General features: G+C 63.7%; 17 protein-coding genes. 5 read left to right on the forward strand and 12 right to left on the reverse strand.

From position 1 onward, the window contains the following. The first annotated feature begins 1 nt into the window (after position 1). Positions 2–406 (forward strand): hypothetical protein, encoded by a 405-nt coding sequence (locus G6N46_RS06335; protein WP_138248961.1) that lies wholly within the window; start codon positions 2–4, stop codon positions 404–406. Here the strand turns inward: G6N46_RS06335 and G6N46_RS06340 are convergent. Then, entirely contained in the window at positions 403–2094 is a 1692-nt protein-coding gene (locus G6N46_RS06340; RefSeq protein WP_407665186.1) for a ribonuclease J, read from the reverse strand. The two genes, G6N46_RS06335 and G6N46_RS06340, sit on opposite strands and share 4 nt — an antisense overlap. Next, complete coding sequence (dapA, locus tag G6N46_RS06345) at positions 2079–2927, reverse strand: 4-hydroxy-tetrahydrodipicolinate synthase (RefSeq protein ID WP_226522133.1); 849 nt, start codon at positions 2925–2927, stop codon at positions 2079–2081. Before dapA ends, G6N46_RS06340 begins: the two co-directional genes overlap by 16 nt. 796 nt (positions 2928–3723) lie before the next feature. On the opposite strand from dapA, the gene G6N46_RS06350 reads away from it, so the two are divergent. Then, positions 3724–4125, forward strand: a complete 402-nt coding sequence (locus G6N46_RS06350) for a histone-like nucleoid-structuring protein Lsr2 (protein ID WP_064859444.1) — start codon at positions 3724–3726, stop codon at positions 4123–4125. 84 nt (positions 4126–4209) lie between these two features. On the opposite strand, the gene G6N46_RS06355 is transcribed toward G6N46_RS06350, so the two are convergent. The 7 genes from G6N46_RS06355 to G6N46_RS06385 all read right to left on the reverse strand — a co-directional run bounded on the left by G6N46_RS06355 (position 4210) and on the right by G6N46_RS06385 (position 15136). Further along, entirely contained in the window at positions 4210–4896 is a 687-nt protein-coding gene (locus G6N46_RS06355) for a hypothetical protein (RefSeq protein WP_064859443.1), read from the reverse strand. An 89-nt stretch (positions 4897–4985) separates the two neighbouring features. After that, entirely contained in the window at positions 4986–8183 is a 3198-nt protein-coding gene (locus G6N46_RS06360) for a type I restriction endonuclease subunit R (RefSeq protein ID WP_138248959.1), read from the reverse strand. Then, positions 8180–9277, reverse strand: coding sequence for a PDDEXK nuclease domain-containing protein (locus G6N46_RS06365; protein WP_138248958.1), 1098 nt, complete (start codon positions 9275–9277; stop codon positions 8180–8182). Before G6N46_RS06365 ends, G6N46_RS06360 begins: the two co-directional genes overlap by 4 nt. Positions 9278–9352: 75 nt before the next feature. Beyond that, complete coding sequence (locus G6N46_RS06370; RefSeq protein ID WP_138248957.1) at positions 9353–10405, reverse strand: 5'-nucleotidase; 1053 nt, start codon at positions 10403–10405, stop codon at positions 9353–9355. Then, a complete protein-coding gene (locus G6N46_RS06375) occupies positions 10405–11634 on the reverse strand; it encodes a restriction endonuclease subunit S (RefSeq protein WP_138248956.1) in 1230 nt (409 codons plus the stop codon). Before G6N46_RS06375 ends, G6N46_RS06370 begins: the two co-directional genes overlap by 1 nt. Beyond that, positions 11631–13253: a class I SAM-dependent DNA methyltransferase gene (locus G6N46_RS06380; protein ID WP_064859438.1), complete on the reverse strand. Its 1623-nt coding sequence runs from the start codon at positions 13251–13253 to the stop codon at positions 11631–11633. The genes G6N46_RS06375 and G6N46_RS06380 overlap by 4 nt, the downstream gene beginning before the upstream one ends. A 14-nt stretch (positions 13254–13267) precedes the next feature. Further along, on the reverse strand, positions 13268–15136 hold the full coding sequence (locus tag G6N46_RS06385; protein ID WP_138248955.1) for a hypothetical protein: 1869 nt from the start codon (positions 15134–15136) through the stop codon (positions 13268–13270). Between the two features lie 172 nt (positions 15137–15308). Between G6N46_RS06385 and G6N46_RS06390 the strand changes: the two genes are divergently transcribed. Continuing rightward, a complete protein-coding gene (locus G6N46_RS06390; protein ID WP_138248954.1) occupies positions 15309–16706 on the forward strand; it encodes a Fis family transcriptional regulator in 1398 nt (465 codons plus the stop codon). Between the two features lie 112 nt (positions 16707–16818). Further along, entirely contained in the window at positions 16819–17256 is a 438-nt protein-coding gene (locus G6N46_RS06395) for a hypothetical protein (protein ID WP_064859436.1), read from the forward strand. A gap of 167 nt (positions 17257–17423) precedes the next feature. Here the strand turns inward: G6N46_RS06395 and G6N46_RS06400 are convergent, their stop codons facing one another. From G6N46_RS06400 to G6N46_RS06410, 3 genes are read right to left on the reverse strand one after another with little or no spacing between them, the layout of a single operon-like run. Beyond that, positions 17424–17819 (reverse strand): type II toxin-antitoxin system VapC family toxin, encoded by a 396-nt coding sequence (locus G6N46_RS06400; RefSeq protein ID WP_138248953.1) that lies wholly within the window; start codon positions 17817–17819, stop codon positions 17424–17426. Then, complete coding sequence (locus G6N46_RS06405; RefSeq protein WP_064859434.1) at positions 17816–18076, reverse strand: ribbon-helix-helix domain-containing protein; 261 nt, start codon at positions 18074–18076, stop codon at positions 17816–17818. The genes G6N46_RS06400 and G6N46_RS06405 overlap by 4 nt, the downstream gene beginning before the upstream one ends. Positions 18077–18115: 39 nt before the next feature. Next, positions 18116–19312 (reverse strand): winged helix-turn-helix domain-containing protein, encoded by a 1197-nt coding sequence (locus tag G6N46_RS06410; protein WP_138248952.1) that lies wholly within the window; start codon positions 19310–19312, stop codon positions 18116–18118. A 140-nt stretch (positions 19313–19452) separates the two neighbouring features. Between G6N46_RS06410 and G6N46_RS06415 the strand changes: the two genes are divergently transcribed. Next, the gene (locus tag G6N46_RS06415) at positions 19453–21486 is read left to right on the forward strand and encodes a toprim domain-containing protein (RefSeq protein ID WP_138248951.1); all 2034 of its coding nucleotides are present in this window, start codon (positions 19453–19455) and stop codon (positions 21484–21486) included. Positions 21487–21491: the final 5 nt, after the last annotated feature.

Genomic DNA, 21491 nt, shown 5'->3' on the forward strand with positions numbered 1-21491 from the left:
CATGGCCCGCAATGCCGCGGCGCAGACGGCCTTCGGGCCGATGGTGCTCGCCGCGATCGAGCAGCACGAGTCGCCGGCTCGTCGTCTGGTCGATGACGACCTGGCAGGTTCTTTTCTGCCGCGGGGCCTTCGCGCACTGATCGCGGCCACCCGCTGGTCGCCGGTGCGCAGCGCCATGATGGCCGCGTCGGACCGGTCGGCGCCGTATCGCCGGTTCCGTGAACGCACTCAGGTCTGGAAGTACGGGCTGCGACCCGACGAGGTCGAGCAGTTCCTCGAGGGTTACGGCTGGCGACTGCTCGACCAGCTCGGACCGGACGAAACACGTGACCGATATGTACAGCCGACAGGGCGGAACCTGCCGACCTCCGGTCTGGAGTGGTCGGCGCTGGCCCGGACGATTTAAACCTCGAGGACGGTCGGCACGATCATCGGCTGGCGCCGATAGGTCTCGCCGACCCATTTGCCGACAGCCCGGCGCACCGCCTGGGCGATGCGCGCCGGGTCGGTAACCTGCTCGGAGACAAGGTTTTCCAGTGCCGTCTGCGCTTTCTCGGCACCCGGCTCGAGAGCCTTGGGGTCCTCGGAGAAGCCGCGCGAGTGCAGGTGCACCGGAGCCACCGGCTTGCCGGTCTCGCGGCTGATCACCACGGTGACCGCGATGAAACCCGAAGTCAGCGTGAGCCTTTCGCCCAACGTGGCGTCACCGACGTCACCCAGCACCAGACCGTCGACGAACACCTTGCCGACCGGTACGGCACCGGCGATCCGGGCCTGCCCATTGATCAGGTCGACGCTGACGCCGTTCTCAGCGAGCACGACGCTCTCCTCCGGAACCCCGGTGCGGATGGCGAGTTTGGCGTTGGCGCGCAGGTGCCGCCAGGTGCCGTGCACCGGCATGACGTTGCGCGGCCGCACCCCGCGGTACAGGAACAGCAGCTCACCGGCGTAGGCGTGGCCCGAAACATGCACGCGCACTTGCTGATTGGTGACGACGCGGGCGCCGATCTTGGCCAGCGAGTCGATCACGCCGTAGACGGCTTCCTCGTTGCCGGGGATCAGCGAGCTGGACAGGATGATCAGGTCGCCGGCCGTCAAGGTGATACTGCGATGCTCGCCGCGGGACATCCGGGACAGCGCCGCCATGGGCTCGCCCTGGGTTCCGGTGGTGATCAGCACGACGCGGTCGGCGGGCAGCAGTTCGGCCGCGCCGATGTCGATGACGTCATCGTCGTCGACGTTGAGGAAGCCGAGTTCCTTGGCGATCCCCATGTTGCGGACCATCGAACGCCCGACGAAGGACACCTTGCGTCCCAGCGCCACGGCGGCGTCGATGATCTGCTGCACGCGGTCGACGTTCGACGCGAAGCACGCCACGATGACGCGGCCGTCCGCGCCGCGGATCAGCCGGTGCAGGTTGGGGCCGACCTCGCTCTCGGAGGGGCTGACCCCGGGAATCTCGGCGTTGGTCGAGTCGCACAGGAACAGGTCGACGCCCTGTTCGCCGAGCCGGGACATCCCGGGCAGGTCGGTGGGCCGGCCGTCCGGCGGCAGCTGGTCGAGCTTGATGTCACCGGTGTGCAGCACCGTGCCGGCACCGGTGTGCACGGCGATGGCGAGGGCATCGGGAATCGAGTGGTTGACCGCGAAGTACTCGCACTCGAACACGCCGTGCGTGCTGCGCTGCCCTTCGGCGACGATCTGCATGTTCGGCTTGAGCCGGTGCTCGCGGCACTTGGCGGCCACCAGGGCCAGTGTGAACCGCGAGCCCACCACGGGGATGTCGGGCCGCATCTTGAGCAGATACGGAATGGCGCCGATGTGGTCCTCGTGCGCGTGGGTGATCACCAGCGCCTCGATATCGGCCAGCCGGTCCTCGATGTGCCGGATGTCCGGCAGGATCAGGTCGACGGCGGGCTCGTCGTGCGTCGGGAACAGCACGCCGCAGTCGATGATGAGCAGTCGGCCGAGGTGCTCGAAAACGGTCATGTTGCGGCCGATTTCGCTGATGCCACCGAGGGCCGTCACACGCAGACCGCCCGGCTCCAAGGGGCCGGGCGGTGCGAAGTCGGGTCTGGTCACGCAAGCACCGATGCTGCGCGCAGGTCCGCGGCGAGCGCTGCCACCTGGTCGGCCGTGGCCGGAACCTGCGGCAACCGCGGGTCACCGGCGTCGATGTCCAGCAGCCGCAGCGCTTCCTTGCTCATCGTGACGCCGCCGAGCCGGTTCTGCGCATCGCCCAGAGGGCTCAGGCCGACGTGGATCTTGCGGGCGGTGGCGATGTCACCGGAGTTGAACGCCGACAACATGTTCCGCAGCTGTCCGGCGGCCACGTGGCCCCAGACGCTGACGAATCCGATGGCGCCCATGGCGAGCCATGGCAGGTTCAGGGTGTCGTCGCCCGAGTAGTAGGCCAGACCGGTCTCGGCCATGATGGCGGCGCCGCCGTTCAGGTCGCCCTTGGCGTCCTTGACGGCGACGATGTTCGGGTGCGATGCCAGGGCGCGGATGGTGTCCCACTCGATCGCCACCGCCGACCGCGGCGGGATGTCGTAGAGAATGTTCGGGAGCTCGGTGGCGTCGGCGACGGCGCTGAAATGCGCCACGAGGCCAGACTGCGGGGGCTTCGAGTAGTACGGGGTCACGACGAGCAGACCGTGCGCGCCGGCGGCGGCACTGGCCTTGGCGAGGTGAACGCTGTGCGCGGTGTCGTAGCTGCCGGCGCCGGCGATGATGCGGGCCCGGTCGCCGACCTCTTCGAGAACCGCCTCGAGCAGCGCGATCTTCTCGTCGTCGGTGGTGGTCGGCGACTCTCCGGTCGTACCCGAGACGACCAGTCCGTCGCAGCCGGAATCGACCAGGTATTTGGCTACCTTCTTGGCACCAACCAGATCAAGCGAGCCGTCCGGGCCGAACGGCGTCACCATGGCAGTCAGCACGGTGCCCACACGTGCGCTGACATCAATTCCGCTGGTGCTCACGGGCGACAAGGTTACCCGCTGGTTCCCTCCAGTTTCGAACCGCCGCCCGCAGTGCGCGCGACGCCGCATCCGCAGTGGCCCGGATTCCTGGCACGGCGACCGCCGTCATGGGCCGAGCCGGACCGTTTCGATTTCCGATCATGCCGAGCGACGTTGCGCCAAAGGTGCCCGATCGTGCGGCGCCGAAGAATTATCGCGACGAATTCGTGCCATTGGTAGGTTTTGCACCTTTCCGCACCCCTGCGGACAAGTTCACCTTTCGTCCTGCCTGTGGCAAATCTGGGACTTTCCTGCTCAGCTACCCAACCGCCAGGCCCGAAGAGCCGTCGTGGAACCACGCCGGGCCACCGCACATCGCTTTTGTGATCACGACCCGTTTGCTCGTTGAGCGTGTCCATCCGTTCATCGCGCGACGGCGACGAGGTGCGGCACCGCCCGCGGTCGTTCCCGCAATATCCACCACTCCACTTCGCGGCGTTCCGGCCTGACCCGGTCGCCATGATGCTGCGCACGGCGTGTTGCCGCGATGCTGATCAATCAAGTCCGAATCGCCCCTCTGAGGCTGAATCAGCTTGGTGCCGTTGCAATTATCGAATTCTGGAAAATCTTCAATGCCAGAAGAATTACCCATCGAAAATGAATCGGATCCGCGCCCGTGCCACCCAAAGTGAAGGTATCGAGGTGCCATCACGAACTTTTGTCGTTACACTCTCGGCCGAACCCCGATAAAAGGAGAAAATTCGTGGCCGAGCGCATTGTGGTCCAGCTTGTCGATGATATTAACGGCACTGAGATCACCGACGATTCCGGTGAACGGATTAGCTTCTCGGTCCGTGGGGTCGATTACCAGATCGATCTTTCCGCTGCGAACGTGGCGAAATTCGAGAAGGCATTGGCGCCGTATCTGGACGCCGCGACCCGCGTCGGCGGCCGTCGCACCCGCACCCAGAAGGTCGCAGAGCCGACCGGCCGGGCCGCCAAGGGCAGCACCTCGCGCGGTCGCGGCAAGAAGGCCGCCAAGGGCGCGTCCGCCAACGAACAGCTCGCCGCCATCCGCGAGTGGGCGCAGGCCAGCGGCTACGACGTCGCCGCCCGCGGCCGCATCAAGGCCGAAATCGTCGAGGCGTACCACGCGGCTAACTAGCCGCGCTGCCTGAACGGCATCAACCGCGCACGGCAATCCGGGCGCGTTCGCCGGCCGGTGGTCGTCAGTGAGATAGCGCTGCCATTACCAGTGCCGATCACGGTCCGGTGGACCAATCAATACCTCGCGCGGATCCTGGTCGGTAGTCGCGACCTCGTACCCCTGCTCGACGTGCACTTCGGTACTGCGCTCGCGGCCATCGTCGTCGAACGCGATTGCGTTGATCCGCAGCGTCGTTGTCCACTTCCATTGCGCCATCTGCTCAACTACGTCCTGCACCGAATCCTGACACTCTGGGCATTCCTCGTCGCCATCCAGCTCGGCATGTACGCCGCACGGCGTGAAATCGGTCTGAAAGACAATGCCCGGGTCCCATAGGTGGGCTGAGGGGGGCCATTCGAGGTCGAACCACTGCCCCGGCTCGATACCGTAGACCCGAATCGCCTCTTCCAGGGCCGCCTTCTTGTCCGGCCCCGACCAGGCCATCCGCGGCGGAAGGGCGACATCCTCGATCGGATCGACGCCCCGGTAGTCGCCGGGAATGCCCACTGGTTCGGGCGAATCCACCGTGGCCAGATCGGCACGGTCGTACCAATGAATCGTGCTCAGCTCGTCGTGGCAGACCGACGCGGGATCGATGGGCTCCGTCACCTCAGCTTCGAAGTACGCCCACGTGTTCCGCTTCTCATGCACCAACCGTGGCGGAAGCTTACTGATGACCTCTTGGTGGATCACCTCATCTTCGGCCGCCTCCGCTGGCATCTCGTCCATCAGGGCAACTTGGTCCCGCAACCGCTGAAGGTTTACTTGGACGCTGTACCGATCTCGCACGAGTGCAACCACGACGCCCAACCGATCCCTCATAGATACTCCCCCTTCGCATTTCGAGCCCGCTCGGCATACTGCGGCGCGAGCTCTTCCATCTGCTCGATCACCTGATTGATGGCCGCAGGCTGCTTATCTGGCGGGTACTTGTACTTGACCAGCAACCGCTTAATGGACGACCGCAGCTTTGCGCGCACGTCGTCACGCACGATCCAGTCGGTCTTGGTGTCGCGCTGCATCACCGCAACCAATTCACGGGCGATCTGCGCGAGCACATCCTCGCCCTGCAATTCGACCGCGGACTCGTTCGCAGCCACCGCGTCATAGAAGGCCAGCTCGTCATGCGATAGCGACGGTGTGAAGCGCTTACCCCGGTCGCCCTCGGTTGCGACCTCTTTGGCCAACGCGATCATCTCGGCGATCACCTCTGCTGCAGTCAGCTGTTGGTTGGTGTATTTGCGCATCAGCTCGGCGACGCGGTCCGAGAACGCGCGCTGCCGAACCAGATTGTTGCGAGTGGCCACGCCCATCTCTTTGGTCAGCAGTGCCCGCAACGCTTCGATCGCCAGGTGCGGATTGACGGCGTCCTTCGCCTTCACCTCGAACTCAGGTGTCAGGTCCGACAACGACGGTTTCGGTAGGCCGGCAGCCTCGTAGATGTCGAGTATGCCGCCGGACGCCGTCGACTCATCGACCAGAACGGCCAACAGTCGCTTGATGTCATCGGGGATGGGCTTCCCCTCGGCCTGGCGCTGCTGGGCATCGTATTTGCCCATCCAGACCCGGACCTGCTCGTAGAACTTGACGGTTTCCCGCAGCCGATCCAGCGTCTCGTTGCCGGAGCACAGAGACCACGCCCGCGCCAACTGACTGACCAGCATGCGGAACCGATCGCCCAGAGTCGCTTCGCCTTCGGCAACCTGATTGCCGGGTGTCGCCGGCGAGCGGAGGTACTCGGTGAGCCCAGCCGCAGTCTTGATCCACCCGCTCGTCGGCACTTTTGCACGCCAGTCAAAGCCGACACACAGCTGGTCGAGTTGCGCAACAAGCTCCTCGGTCACCTTCACCGCCGAGTCGATGTCCTTGCCGACAGGCTGTTCAGCGCGATCGGTGTCGGTGTATTCGGCAAGCGCCGTGGCGAGATTGTCCACCAGCGGCGCATAGGCCACCAGCAACCCCGAGGGCTTGGCGCGGAAGGTGCGGTTGACGCGAGCCAGCGTCTGCATGAGCAAGGCACCCCGCAACGGGCGGTCCAAATACAAGGTGTGCAACGGCGGGGCGTCGAAGCCGGTCAGCATCATGTCTTTGACGATGACGACCTGCAGATCGTCATCCGGATCGCGAAGGCGCTTCTGGATCGTTTTGTTCTGAGCTTCTCGCCGAACGTGTTTGGCGATCAGACCCTGATCCTGAGGCGAACCGGAGTAGACGACCTTGATGACGCCCTCCAGCTCCGAATCGTGGTGCCACCCGGGACGCAGTTTGATGATCTCCTCATAGAGGCGGGCACAAATCTCACGCGTCGCGCCGACGATAAAGGCCTTGCCAGGTGACTCGATGAACTTTCGCATGGCTTCTGATCGCGATTCCCAATGCGCGACAATGTCATTGGCGAGCTTGGCGAGGCGCTCCGGTGCACCGTAGATGGCGTTGATCACCGCCACCGATTTCTCGATCTGTGCGCGTTCCACATCATCAAGGCCCAGAGTGGCCTCGTCGACGGCGTGGTCGAGGTCATCCTCGCTGAAGTCTTCCGACCAGCCAACCTTGGCCAGACGCGGCTCGAAATACACGGGGACAGTGGCGTTGTCCTTGACAGCGCGGGTCAGGTCGTAGACGTCAATGTTCGGGCCGAATACGTCGCGGGTGTTGCGATCGACCTCCGAGATGGGTGTGCCAGTGAAGGCGATGAACACAGCGTTGGGCAGCGCGTCGCGGATGTGTCGGGCGTAACCGTCGAGGTCGTCGTAATGGCTGCGATGGGCTTCATCGACGACGACGACGACGTTGCGACGGTCGGTGAGCAGCGGGTGATCAGCCCCAGAGTCGCGCTCTGCCTTGGTGAGTCCGAACTTCTGCAGCGTGGTGAAGTAGATGCCACCCGTCGTACGGTTGGACAGTTCCGTACGCAACTCGGACCGCTTGGTCACCTTGACCGGCGACTCAGCAAGAAGTCGTGACCGGTTGAACGTCTCGTACAGCTGCGAGTCGAGTTCCTTGCGGTCGGTCACCACGACGATGGTCGGATTCTTCAGCTTGGGCTGCTGCGCGACCAGATGTGCGTAGAGCTCCATTTCCATCGACTTGCCCGAGCCCTGCGTGTGCCAGACGACGCCGGCCTTGCCGTTGGTCTCAGCGGCCTGCACGGTCGACCCTACGGCTTTGGTCACCGCAAAATACTGATGCGGCTTGGCAATTCGCTTGGTCAGTCCGTCGCCGTCGTGGTCGAACGCGGTGAAGTTGCGGAGCAATTGGAGGAACCGCTCGGTGTTGAACAAGCCGTCGATGAGGGTTTCCAGCTCAATCGGTACGTCATCGCCGACCGCAGCGTCTCCCGGGGTGACGAGCCGACCATCGTCATCGACGTTCCACGGCGCGAAGTGCTCCAGCGGGGTGAACGGGGTGCCGTAGCGGGCGGTGATGCCGTCGCTGACGACTGTGAGTACGGCGAACCGGAACGCCATCGGGAATTCGTGCAGATAGGTCTGCAACTGGGCGTGCGCCGCGGCGATGTCGGCGTGCTTGGCGCCGGCTTGCTTGAGTTCGACGATGGCGACCGGCATGCCGTTGAGGTACAGCACGATGTCGAAGCGGCGGTGCTTCTCCGCGGTTCGGATCGTAACCTGTTGTACCGCAAAGAATTCATTCTCGTCAGGTTTGTGGCTGACCAGGCGAATCGTCGGGTTCTGCTCGATTCCGTCAGAGTCGATGTAGCTGATGCCGCGGTAGCCCTCTACGAGATAGGCGTGCAGCCGGTAGTTCTCGGCGATGGCGTCCTGCGATTGCGGTTGGATGATCGCGGCGCGCGCCTGATCCAGGTATTCGGCGGGAACGCCGGGGTTGAGTTGGCGCATCTTGGCGAGCATGCGGTCGGGCAGGACAATGTCGGCCCAGGAGTCGCGGCCCTCGTCGGTGCCTGGCGCAATCTGGGTGCCGGTCGACGTGCTCCACTCATGTTCGCCGAGGGTGTCGAGTGCGACCAACTCCCAATCGGCTTCACTGAATCCGGTCATGACGTATCTCCTTGACGCGCTTCGGCTTCGAGTTCGGCTTCGAGTTCTTCGACTGTGGGCAGGCTGGCTTCGAGTTCGTCGGGCAAGCCCGCAGTGATCGCGGTCTTCCACTCTGCGACGCCGCTAGGCGCGGTGTATCCGCGCAGTGCATACTCGGCGACGACGTTGTTCTTCGTCTTGCACAGGATCAGGCCGATAGTGGGCTTGTCGTCATGATGACGCAGCAGGTCATCGACAGCAGCCATATACATGCCAAGCTGTCCGAGATAGCTGGGGTCGAAGTCGCCCACCTTGAGCTCGATCACCACGAAGCACCGGAGGCGCAGGTGGTAGAAAAGCAGGTCGGCGTAGAAGTCGGTGTCACCGATTTCCAAGTGGACCTGGCGTCCGACGAACGCGAAGCCTTGGCCGAGTTCGAGCAGGAACTTCTCGACGTGGTCGGTGAGCGCTCGCTCCAGGTCGTACTCGCGACGGACATCTGCGATGCCGACGAAATCGAACAGGTATGGGTCGCGGGTGGCCTGTTGCGCCAAGTCGGAGTCAGCCGGCGACAGCGTACTGGCGAAGTTGGTGACCGCCTGTCCCGCCCGCAGATGGAGCTGTCCGTCGATTTGGTGGACGAGCACATCTCGACTCCAACCCTGTTCGACAGCAGCTTCCGCGTACCATAACCGCAGTTCAGGGCTATCCAGCTTCTCCAGCAATGCGATCTGATGTCGCCACGGCAATGTTGCAACGCTGCGTTGCAACATTGGCCAGTCCGGCCATGCCTCTGCGAATGTTCGCATATACCTGAGATTGCGAGGCGAAAACCCTTTGGCGTCGGGGAAGCGCTCGCGTAGATCGGCGGCCAGCCGGTCAACAACTCGAGCACCCCAGCCCTCGAACTCCATGCGGGCTACGATCTCTCTCCCAACTTGCCAATACGTCACGACCAATTCTTGGTTGGCTGCGGCAACGGCGCGCTGGCGTCCTGACTGGACATGGTCGGCAACAGCGTCAAACAACTCGGGGTACCAAGCGGGCACTCCCGCCGGAGTGGTAGTCATCGGAAATCGGGCGCCCGGCTCGTCGGGCATCTTCTGTTCGGTCATAGTGCCCACTCTCCGCCCGAGGACCGACAATTCCGGCGGTGACGGAAATGCCAAGACGGTTCGGCAGACTGGCATCTAGGCAGTTTCTGACTGCGCCAGATCATTCCTCACCTCCTCGGATGCACCGACTACCGCCAGCTTCACTTTGGCCACTGCATCAGGAGGAAATCCCACATCGACCGCTCTTCCAGTCGACGACCGCACCTCGTTTGCGACTCCATAAGGTATGTGAACACCAGCGATGTGTTCGGCAGCTGTATCGAGATGGCCTTGCTGGTCGTCGAAGAAGATGTGGGGCCGAAGGACTTGAAGCACCGACGCCTTCTCGATTCCGCCGAGGAAGAATGCATCGTTCACGTTGACGCCCCAGGCCCGCAGCGAATTCACCGCACGTTCGTGAGCGGGTGCGTTCCGAGCGGTGACCAACGACACCCGCAATCTCGGTTGGTATGACGTGTCCAACAACCGACGTTCGTCTTCAATCGTCTGAATCCTGTTGAGATCCTCCAGGAGTGGCTTGAGGAGTCCCGGCGCAAGCGGAATGTCCCGTTTCACCGACTCGTTCTCCAGGTAGGTTTCGAGCCCATCCGCTGATTTGTAAAACTGCTCGGATTCGTCGCTTGCGACAACACCGTCGAAGTCAAATGCGACTCGAAGCGACGTGTCGTTCGGATCGTAAATTGCGGAAGACGGAAGCACATGGCCGGCAGGCAATCCCAGAGCGATGGCTGCATCCACATCCTTGCGATTCGCCGACAAGAACAATGACATCCTGAGTGCCTCAATGTAGGCATATGGGGACTGGCCCTGGGTGAACACCGCCCGGCTCATCGCGAGTCCGTGAGCCTGCACTGACCTCATGACTCTTAGGCCCGTCATTGGATCGTTGTGCGACAGGACGATGACCTCCACAAGCGGATCCCCAGGTCGCAGGTCATTTAGACCCAGCAATCGCTGAATGAAAGGGAACGCCACACCCGGTTTTAGCGTTTTGTCAATCCGTTTGTCCTGGTAGATGCGGTACTTCGCTTCGCCGTGCTTGCGGAAGTAGGCGTCGGACTTGGAGAGATCGAAAAGCGCGCTCGAAGCGACGCCAACGACCAGCCGGTCGTCGAGCTGATAGGCCATTACAGCACCTCCACGGCAAACGCCTCGGCGTCTTTGACCCGGAGCTTTCTGGACATCAGGAGTGGGAGAAGTTCGTCGCGGGTGCGAGCCAGTCGCTCGTTCTCACGTTCGGCGTGAACGATGGATTTTTGCAGAGAGCCCAGCACACCTGCAATCTGCTGCTGGGCTTCGAAAGACGGAACCGCGACCTTCCACTCCGGCATCGTCGCCAATCCGAGGCGCGGCACCGTAGCACCGTGAATCGTGTGCATAGCGATGATCCGCTGGAACGCGGGACTTAGATAAAAGTGCAGAAGAAAAACGGGGTCCATTACTGTTCGGTCGGGCCGTAACAGAGCCATGCGCCTTCCTAGACACGCCTGCAAGTGACCGGGCATCAGCGCAGCCTCACCGATTCGTGTCTCGTATGAGAAAAGCAGGTCACCTTCTTGCGGAGTCACCCGCCGGGTCCATTTCGTGAAGTCCTCCTCGGAAACATGATCCGATTCCGCGAGGTCGAGTCGCCCAGACTTCAAGCTCGAAATGTTCAGAAAGTACGGTCCAGACGACAGGCGCGTCGGCGTCGCGTGCGGACCGTCGAAAAGCTGGCCCAATTCTCCAAACCTCTTTTGTACCAATCCGACCGGCGAGTTTATCGAAGCACGCACCATTGACTGCGCCAGGTCGAACGCGGTCCGCGCCAATCGCTCGTTGACCGCGAACTTGTCGTCGAAGGCACCAAGCACTTCAGCAATCGCCTGCTGCTGTCCAATCTCTGGAAGATCAAGCTCGATCGAGCGTTGATCCGACAGACTGACATACGGTGCCATGTCAGTCTGTCCCTTCAGAACATCCAACTGCCGTTTGAAGTCAGCCGACTGCATGAGAAACCGCAGAAATCCTTGGTCGAGGACCGACCTATTGAGCGACCGCCAAAACGTCGTCTGCGGCGAACACACGTAGTCAGGCGAATCGAGCGGCGCTACTGCGATACGGCCGACGGTGCCCTTATGAGACAAAATGACGTCGCCGGGAACACCAATTCCCTTTCTAATACGCTCCCGCGCAACCACATTGATTTTCCCGGCGCCATTGAAGTTCACGACTCCACTGGACATATCTGCCGCTCGAATGAACGGAACTCCATCCGAAACGAACTCGTCGGGCCGAGGCCGATATTCACCGTGATTCCCATCTTCCACCCGCAGCACCCCGTCGGCTTCGAGGTCGCGGACGATTCGTCTCGTCACGACAACCGCTCCAACTGCTCCCGCACAACCTTCTCCAACCGCGCCGACTCATCAAACGCCACAAGCAGCTCCGTCTTCAGCCGCGCGATCTTCTCATCGATCGGTTCACCGTCGTCCTCGACCTCTGCCGCCCCGACATACCTCCCCGGGGTCAACGCATAGTCGGCAGCCTTGATCTCCGCCAACGTTGCGGACTTGCAGAAGCCCGGAACATCCTCGTAGCTAATCTTTTTCGCCGTAGCGGAAGCGGACCCACGCCAGGCGTGATACGTGTCCCCAATCCGCACAATGTCCTCGCTCGACAACGCACGCTCGGCCCGGTCCACCATGTAGCCCAGCTCGCGGGCGTCGATGAACAACACCTGCCCGGTCCGATCCTCGGATCCTTGCTTGCCGGCCGCCTTGTCTTTGGCGAAGAACCACAGGCACACCGGAATACCGGTGCTGCGGAACAACTGCGTGGGCAAAGCGATCATGCAGGACACCAGATCGGCTTCCACGATCTGCGCCCGAATATCGCCTTCTCCGTTGGAGTTCGATGACATGGACCCGTTGGCCATCACCACGCCGGCTTTACCGCCGGGCGCGAGCTTCGACAGGATGTGTTGAATCCAGGCATAGTTCGCGTTGTTGGCCGGCGGCACGCCGAAACGCCAGCGCGAGTCTTCCTCGTTCCGCGACCAATCCTTTATGTTGAACGGAGGGTTGGCCATTACGTAATCCATCTGGGTGTCGGCGTGCTGGTCCCGGGCGAAAGTGTCGCCCCACCGCGCCCCCAGGCCCTTGTTGTCGATGCCGTGGATAGCCAGGTTCATCTTGGCCATTCGCCAGGTTTCCTCGATGCTCTCCTGGCCATAAATCGCAACATCTTTGGCGTCACCGTGATGGTCGGCGATGAACTTCTCGGTCTGTACGAACATGCCGCCAGAGCCACAGCACGGGTCATACACCCGGCCCTTGGTGGGCTCGAGCACCTCGACGATCACTTTGACCACACTGGGCGGGGTGAAGAACTCGCCGCCCCGTTTCCCTTCTGCCCGAGCGAAATTGCCCAGGAAGTATTCGTAGACCTCGCCCATCAGATCGCGTGCCTTGTGCTCCCCCTGGCGACTGAATCGCGCGCTGTTGAACAAGTCGATCAGTTCGCCAAGCCGGCGCTGGTCGATGTTGTCGCGGTTGTACAGCCGCGGCAGCGTACCCACCAATGTGGGGTTGGACTTCATCACCGCGTCCATCGCCTCGTCGATCAGCTGGCCGATGTTCTTGGCCACCTCACCCTCCGCCGCAGGTTTGCCTTTTGCGTTCTCCGCAAGGAACTTCCACTGCGCGACCGCCGGAACCACGAACACGTTGTAGCCGTGGTACTCCTCGGGATCGTCGATCAAGTCCTCGATCTGGGACTCGTCCATACCCTCTGCAGACAGCTCCGCGTGGATGTCCTCACGCCGCTCGTCGTAGGCATCGGAGATGTACTTAAGGAACACCAACCCCAGGATCACGTCCTTGTACTGGCTGGCTGACAGGGAGCCACGCAGCTTGTCCGCGGCCTTCCAGAGCGTGTCCTTAAGCTCCTTCATGGTCGACGGGGCCTGCGGTTCCTGCTTTTTCCTCGGAGGCATCTCTGCGTCCCTTTCTATCTCCGGGCACCGGCGACGCCGGGCGTGGTGGGCTGGGCATCGAGGGTGAGAGCACCAGCGGCGACCCCGTCGATCAATGCGGTTTTCAGGTCGCGCGCCGCGTCGACACGGCGGCGCGCTTCGCGTTCGTAATTGTCGGCCTGGATCAGCGCGGCCTCCAGTCGCTCGGTTTCCTCTCGGCTTAGCAATGGCACGCTCCAGGTCGGCCATTCGGTTCCCGCCGTTGCGGTTTCGTTGATCGATGTGGCAAGCACCATCGGTCCGATTTCGGCTGATTCCCGTAACCGGATGACCCGTGCCGGCGAGGCCACCATCGCGCCACCGACGGGATCGACCCACGCTCGCGGCCGCGGCTTCTCGACGAAAATGACGTCCCCCGGCTCGGTGCGCACAGCCCGCTGATATTTCTGCTCAGCGTCGAACGGGTCCAGTGCAATCGGCCCGACAATCTCAGTGGGCAGCACTCGAACAGTGCCATCTGTGGAGGCGTCGGCTGGGTTGATCCGGCGGCCACGCTTGATCTCCAGGTGCCCATGCGAATGCAGCTCCCCCAGTGAACGACGCTGCAGCAGGATATTGCCCGGTGAGGGCTCCACAAGCACATCCAACGGGCTCAGCGCAGCCGTAGTGACCAGAGTCGCCCGGTGCACATTGTCCAAATGGGTGGCCGCATCGATACCGCCCAGCCGGACCGCCCGAACGCCCTGTGGGACTACAGGGCCACTCGCAAGCACCGCCGACAGTCCGATTCGTCGCATGTAGAGAAAGGCTCGGCGCGCACTCTGGGCCAGTGCCCCGGCAACATCCGCGGCCAGGTCGGTCAGCTCGATCTGGTCGACTGCGGCGAGGTCGGCCACCCAGGGTTGTTCGACACCAGCATTGCCGACGCACACCCACACGGCCAGGCTCTGCCGGTGAGCTTCCCGCCACAAGCCGCGCGGAAGCCGCAGCGCTGCAACAAGATTCTTGACGCGTAACGTTTGGGCCCGACGATGCTGCAACGGTCCAGAAAGCTGATCGGCCAGAGCCGCAGCTGACCCCACCAACACAGCAACGTCGTCTGCACTGAGTCCCAGCACAACTTGATCGGCGCGATCGAGAATCTCGGCCAAATCAAGCCCGATCAACGAAACCGTCGAAACACGTTTTTGAACACCGCGTATCTGACGCTGGATCTCGCGGATAACCGCGCGTCGTCGCAACGCGCGGTCAGCGGTCGCGATAGTCAACCCGCAAGACTCGGCGACATCCAGGGCCACCACCGAATCGACATCGAGACGCACGTCGTCTTGTTCGAGGAATACCGCCACCGCCTGGATGATGGCGCGCACCAGATCGATGCCGGCCGCAGACAGATCGCGCACGCCCAGTTGTCGCTTGAGGCGACCGCTTTCGAGGTAGGTCAGCGCATCGGCTGCACCGCGTGTCGCTGAAATGAGGTCATCGACGTAGTCGAGCACCGCATCGGTGACTGTCATTTGCCGGATCTCGTCGACCAGCAACTCATCATCGGGGTCGAACTCGGCCGCCAACTGCACGCGGCGGGCAGCTGACGTGCCTGCGAGGTCTTGCCCGGTAAGCGCGTGCCAGCACAGCAGCGTCACCACGTCCTCCAGCGCCGCGTCATCGGGAACGGCGAGGGCTGGGGCGTCGTAGGTCTGCTCGGCGTTGTTCCCTCGGCCGGTCCGCGTGAGCCAGTCGACAATCTCGTCGCGGTCAAACCGCGCCACGCCGCCACTGGAATTGACCGGCTCAGGGAAGGGCATCGACACGCCGCGCACCATCGGCCTCTTTCGCCACATGCTGACGACGGGTCGGCGTACCTTTGCAAGGTCCGCAACGTCCTGCAGCGTCAGCGTGTTCACGAGGCCTCCTTCCGGGCTCACTCACAACGTAGACCCGTCATCAGCACTCAAACAATCATGTTTACTGATAAGCCCACTTATCAGTAAACATCATTGCCATTGATTGGTCGTCAGCCGATTCTGTGTCCACCAGCTTCTGCACCCCAGCAGAGGCCGACCCAAGGAGACAGACATGCCAAACAACGCCCACTTCAACGACGACTTCACAGCAGTCGATATCGAACGATTCACAGTGCAGGACAAGGACGTTGCGCGGGAGGCGCAACGCTGGACGGCAGGCGAACGCGGCCCGATTGTCGACGATCCCGACGCACTCAGCGCAGCCGATCTCGGCACGTTGGTGGCCGAAGCAATCAAGATCGGAGCCCACGCGCTCTCGGCAACGGGGCAAGCTCAAGACGCTCGGGCGCTGGAACGAATGGTGAAAGACCTTGGCGAGAAGGCTGCGGACACCAGCACCAAAGCCGCGGAAGCGACTGGGCTCGCGGTCAAAACTGCGTCCGAGGTGATGACCAAGGCCTCGTCGGACGCGAAGAAGGCCATCACGGACGCCGACAAGGCCACCCGACAGGAACTTCAGAATTCGACCAAAACCGTCGTCAGCGAGATCCAACGACTCTTCGGCGGCGATCACCCCGAAGTCGTGGAACGCTTGCTCCCGATCCTGGCCAAATTCGGCGCCGACCTGGATGCAAAGGCCAAGACCACATTCAGCGCACTTCACGACAAGGCCGTCAAGCAGTTCGACCCGAGTGATCCGACCTCGCCGATCGCTAAACACACTGCGGCGCTGGACGTTCAGCAGCAGAAGCTCACGACGCTGATCGCCGACAACCACACGGACCTCACCAAGAAGGTCGACGAAGTTGTCGTCGCACTGAAAGTCCAGGAGGCCAGGAAGGCAGTTGCCCGCCGGACTCCCGAAAAGGGCTTCGCCTACGAAGACGCGATCGGCGTGCTACTCCAGGACATCGCGGCCGGCTTGGGCGACGAGTACACCGACACCCACAAAGTCACCGGTGTCATCTCGCGCTGCCTCAAAGGCGATGGCGTCTTGACCGTCGGCGCAGGGAAGGCTCAGGTCGTCTTCGAGATGAGCGACTCCACGTCCGACAAACGCCAATGGGGCCCGTATCTGGACGAAGCCGAACGCAACCGTGAAGCAAACGCATCGCTGGGACTGGTACCCACGGCCGACCAGAACGGCGGACAGTCCATTCGCGTGTTGGACGCCCGCCGAATTGTGTTGGCATTCAACCCCGAGAGCGATGATCCCGCGCTGCTGCGAACGGTTGTGATGGTGCTGCGGGCCAGTGCAATCGCAGCTTCCAGCCGCCGGGGCGCCGAGGAGATCGCCACCGCTGAGGAGAAGATCACCGAGGCCATCGCGCAGCTGGCGAAGATCGACCAGGTCAAGAAGCTGGCCAGTTCGATCCAGAAGAACGCCACCAAGATCGAAAACGACTGCACCGGCATCAACGCCGGCATTCAGCGGCTGCTGACCGATGCCCTGGCAGCACTCACCGAAGTCCCAGGCGACCAGGCTCATGACCCCAGCGCGGTTGCCTGAGCGCAACTTGTCGGACGTCTGCGCTTAACTGTCACGTTCTGCACTGGCGGCGGGATGACAAGCCCGCCGCCGGCACAGCACACCAATTGCCCTCCTCACGAAGGAACACAACATGATTCGCCAACTCATCGCTCCCCTCGCCGTCGCCTCCGCACTGTGCGCGGGATGCACACCTCAGGTGTCGACGGACTCCCGCGGCGCTTCGATCCTCGGGAACTCCCAGCCGCCAGTCGGTACCACGTCGACTGCCAAAGTCGCGGCTCCGCGACCCATCGATTTCCGCATCGGCGTGCTCGTGACCGAGCAGAAGTGCTTCGGGTCCGCCGGATGCAACTATCGGTACACCATCGAACCGCACTACACCGGCACCGGACCGCTGCCGGCCAAGACCACGGTGGTCTTCAAAGTAACCGGCGGCGACCAACCCCAAATCGGCAACTTCAGCATCGACTCCTCCGGCACCGCCACCTTCGATCGCGAAACGCGAATCTCGGGTCCCGAAGGCGCTGACCTGCAGGCCGTAGTCACCCAGGTCATCGGCGGCCGCTGAATGAGCGCATCACCGAAAGAACGCGACACCGTCCGACTGCTGCGGTCACTGCACACCTCCCACCTGCCCGCCGTCGGCGAACGATATCGAAGTGGTCAGCTATGCCAGAGGTTAGAAGCAGCCCGCAACTCTGCGACAAGCGACAGTAATTTGGTTCTGCGACCGCTTCACTGAGGCGCCGCCGGCAGCGCAAATGGCGCTTCCAGTCCGTCGAACATCGGAAAGTGCCTGATGTTCAAGGTCGCGAGGTCGAGTCCGTTGATCTCAGCTGTCGCGGCGATCAGGTAGTCGGCAAGCCCGATACCGCTGTTGCTTCGACGGTGTTCATGCATGAAGTCTCCGGCGCGTCGCGCGACGAGTTCGTTGATGGGCTTGACCGTCATCGAATCGAGCAGCCGCCACACAGCCCGGCGTTCGGGTGAGCGCATACCGCCGACGAGTTCGGTCACCGTGACGACGCTGATCGACAATGGTCCCGCACGACGCGCACTGACCAACCAGTCGCGTGCCACCTCGATGCCGCGAAGATGGGCAATCAGGATGTCGGAGTCGACAAGCATCATTGGGTGCGGTTCCAGACCTGCTCGAGATGCTCCTCGCGGTCACCCGTTTCCCGCACCGGCCACGCGATATCGCACGCCACGCCGAACGAGTCGTTGAGCACGGCGACATCTGCTTCCAGCGTGCTGTCGCCACCGCCGGTCAACGCCTTGTCCAGCATGCGGCGAATCAGTTCAGCCCGGGATAGCCCCTCCTGCGCAGCCAGCTGGTCGAGAAGCGCCGCCTGCTCCTCGTCAAGGTAGATGTTGGTGCGCTTCATACACCACAACATACACCACCGACCTGGTCAGCGGTCAGGCTAAATCCGTCGCCGCAGCTCGGCCACCAGATCACCGCGCTCCCCGACGGTCACATCGCCGACGCCGAGCCACGTCGCCATCGACTGCAGCTCCGGGACCAATGCCGCGGCCACCTGTGCCCGGTCCCGGCCGTCCTCGGCGAACGCACCCACCACGTGCAACGCGTCGGCGGTCCGTTTCAGGTCGACGCGCGCGACCAACTGGCCATCGAGCAGGAACGGCCACACGTAGTAACCGAATTGGCGCTTCGCGGCAGGGGTGTAGATCTCGATCCGGTAGTGAAAGCCGAACAGTCGCTCGACCCGGGGCCGGAAGAAGATCAGCGGGTCGAACGGGCACAACAGCGCGGTCCCGCGGTCGCTCCGCGGCATTTTCTGGCCGGCCCGCAGGTAGGCCGGGACTCCCTCGATCGCGACGGGCTCCAGCTCTCCGGACGCCACCAGCGCCGCCAGTGCGGGTTTCACCTGACGGGCACCCAGACGGAAATAGTCGCGGATGTCGGCCTCGGTCCCCACGCCCAGCGCCCCGGCCGCCTTGAGCACCAACTGCCGGACCGCCTCGTCGTCGGAGACCTCCCGGGCCAGCACCTCCGCCGGCAGCACCCGTTCGACCAGGTCGTAATGCCGCGCGAACCCGGCCCGGGTGGCGGTGGTGAGCACGCCCGACGACCACAGCGCCTCGGCCACCCACTTGGTGTCACTGCGCCCCCACCACGGCCCCTTGGCGCCGCGGGGTTCGGCCTCCAGGTGTGCCTCGATCTGTCCGGCGGTCGAGGGCCCGAGTTCGGCGACGGCGGCGACGATCTTCTCGGCCAGCTCACCGTTGCGCTTGACGATCTCCGTGCCCCAGCGACCGTGCGTGTATTCGCGCATCCGCCAGCGCAGCAGCGGCCAGTCGTCGACCGGCAACAACGCCGCCTCGTGCGCCCAATATTCGATGAGATGCCGCGGCGAGCGCGCACTGTGGCTCCACGCCAGCGCGTCGAGAGCCTCCCGATCGTAGGCGCCGAGCCGGCTGAACACCGGCGCGTAATGCGCCCGGACGCAGACCGATACCGAATCCAACTGCAGCACTTGTATTCTGGACAGCAAACGCTTCAGGTGTGCCCGGGTTACCGGTCCGGTCGGCTTGGGTTCGTGAAAGCCCTGGGCGGCGACGGCGATGCGACGGGCCTGGACCGTGGTGAGTGCTGCCACTGTCCCATCGTGGCGCAGACCACCGACAAACTCGCGCATGGATCTGCAAGGTTGTCGGCCGAACCGCCTACCATTCCTGCGGCACACCCTGTTTTGGGGCTTCGGTCGCTCCCGACCGGCCCTGACGGAAAGGACCAGCAGTGAGCTACAACGCTGCGGACATCACCGAACTCGACGATGTTCAGCACACCCGCCTGCGACCGGCGGTCAACCTGGGCCTGGACGTGCTCAACACCGCCTTGCGCGAGCTGGTGGACAACGCGGTCGAAGAGGTCGCCGACCCCAGCCACGGCGGATCCACCGTCACCATCACCCTGCATGCCGACGGCTCGGTGAGCGTCGCCGACGACGGACGCGGCCTTCCCATCGACTCCGACCCGGTGACCGGCAAGAACGGCATCGTCAAGACCCTCGGGACGGCGCGCGCCGGTGGCAAGTTCTCGGCCCACACCGACGCCACCAGCACCGGTGCCGGCCTGAACGGCATCGGCGCCGCGGCCGCGGTGTTCATCTCGGCCCGCACCGACGTCACGGTGCGCCGCGCCGGCAAGACCTACCTGCAGAGCTTCGGCCACGGCTACCCCGGCACGTTCGAGGGCAAGGAGTTCGACCCGAACGCCGAGTTCACCCGCGCCGACAACCAGAAACTGCGCGGTACCGGCAACCGCAAGCCCGACGCCCACGGCACCACGGTGCGCATCCTGTTCGACCAGGCCGTCGTGCCGGACGCCAGCGTCGACATCGCCGAGGTCCTGCTGCGCGCCCACGCCGCCGCCCGGATGTGCCCCGGTGTGCACCTGACCGTCGTCGACGAGGGCTGGCCCGGCGAGGAGGTCCCGCCGGCGTTGCTGCAGCCTTTCAACGGGCCCTGGGGCACCGAAGCGCTGCTGGACCTCATGTGCACCTCGGCCGGCACTCCCCTGCCCCCGGTCCGCGCCGTGGTCGAAGGCCGCGGCGAGTACACCACCGGGCGCGGCCCCACCCCGTTCCGCTGGTCGCTGACCGCCGGTCCGGCCGAGCCGACCACAGTGGCCGCGTTCTGCAACACCGTGCGCACCCCCGGCGGCGGATCGCACCTGACCGCCGCCATCAAGGGGCTGTCGGAGGCGCTCGCCGACCGCGCGTCCCGGATCCGCGATCTGGGTCTGGCCAAGGGTGAGGACGGACCCGAACCGCAGGATTTCGCCGCGGTCACCGCTCTCGCGGTGGACACCCGCGCCCCGGACGTGGGCTGGGACTCCCAGGCCAAGACCGCGGTCTCGTCGCGTTCGCTGAACGTCGCGATGGCTCCGGATGTGGCACGCAGTGTCAACGTCTGGGCGGCGAATCCCGCGAACAGCGAAACGGTGTCGTTGTGGACCAAGCTGGCGCTGGAGTCGGCCCGCGCGCGCCGCAGCGCGGAGGGCGCCAAGGCGCGGTCCCGCGCGGCCTCGAAGGCCAAGGGGCTGGGCACCAACCTGTCGCTGCCGCCGAAACTGCTACCCAGCCGCGAGACCGGCCGCGGCTCGGGCGCCGAACTGTTCCTCTGTGAGGGCGACTCGGCGCTGGGCACCATCAAGGCGGCGCGCGACGCCACCTTCCAGGCCGCCTTCCCGCTGAAAGGAAAGCCGCCCAACGTCTATGGCTTCACGGTGAACAAGGCGCGGGTCAAGGACGAATTCGATTCCATCGAACGCATCCTGGGCTGCGGCGTGCGCGACAACTGCGACCCTGAGCAGTGCCGCTACGACCGGATCCTGTTCGCCTCCGACGCCGACCCCGACGGCGGCAACATCAACTCGAGCCTGATCTCGATGTTCCTGGACTTCTACCGCCCGCTCGTCGCGGCCGGCATGGTCTACGTGACGCTGCCACCGCTGTTCGTGGTGAAAGACGGTCAGGAGCGCATCTACTGCCAGGACGAGTCCGAGCGCGACACTGCCGTCGCTGAGTTGAAGGCGCGCTCGAAGCGCCGGGTGGAAGTCCAGCGCAACAAGGGTCTCGGTGAAATGGACGCCGACGACTTCTGGAACACCGTGCTGGATCCGCAGCGCCGCACCGTGATTCGCGTGCATCTCGACGACGCCGAGAAGAAGCTGCACCACACCCTGTTCGGCGGGCCGCCCGAGGGCCGGCGCTCGTGGATGGCCGAGGTGGCCGCCGTCGTCGACACCCTTGCGCTGGACCTGGACTAGAAAGA

It is taken from the genome of Mycolicibacterium phocaicum (genome assembly GCF_010731115.1).
GTDB lineage: Bacteria > Actinomycetota > Actinomycetes > Mycobacteriales > Mycobacteriaceae > Mycobacterium > Mycobacterium phocaicum.

Coding starts and splice junctions, on each gene's coding strand:
- G6N46_RS06335 (WP_138248961.1), top strand. CDS start 2: ATGGCCCGCAATGCCGCGGCGCAGACGGCCTTCGGGCCGATGGTGCTC.
- dapA (WP_226522133.1), bottom strand. CDS start 2,927: ATGGTGACGCCGTTCGGCCCGGACGGCTCGCTTGATCTGGTTGGTGCC.
- G6N46_RS06355 (WP_064859443.1), bottom strand. CDS start 4,896: ATGGACGAGATGCCAGCGGAGGCGGCCGAAGATGAGGTGATCCACCAA.
- G6N46_RS06360 (WP_138248959.1), bottom strand. CDS start 8,183: ATGACCGGATTCAGTGAAGCCGATTGGGAGTTGGTCGCACTCGACACC.
- G6N46_RS06365 (WP_138248958.1), bottom strand. CDS start 9,277: ATGACCGAACAGAAGATGCCCGACGAGCCGGGCGCCCGATTTCCGATG.
- G6N46_RS06370 (WP_138248957.1), bottom strand. CDS start 10,405: ATGGCCTATCAGCTCGACGACCGGCTGGTCGTTGGCGTCGCTTCGAGC.
- G6N46_RS06380 (WP_064859438.1), bottom strand. CDS start 13,253: ATGCCTCCGAGGAAAAAGCAGGAACCGCAGGCCCCGTCGACCATGAAG.
- G6N46_RS06390 (WP_138248954.1), top strand. CDS start 15,309: ATGCCAAACAACGCCCACTTCAACGACGACTTCACAGCAGTCGATATC.
- G6N46_RS06395 (WP_064859436.1), top strand. CDS start 16,819: ATGATTCGCCAACTCATCGCTCCCCTCGCCGTCGCCTCCGCACTGTGC.
- G6N46_RS06400 (WP_138248953.1), bottom strand. CDS start 17,819: ATGATGCTTGTCGACTCCGACATCCTGATTGCCCATCTTCGCGGCATC.
- G6N46_RS06405 (WP_064859434.1), bottom strand. CDS start 18,076: ATGAAGCGCACCAACATCTACCTTGACGAGGAGCAGGCGGCGCTTCTC.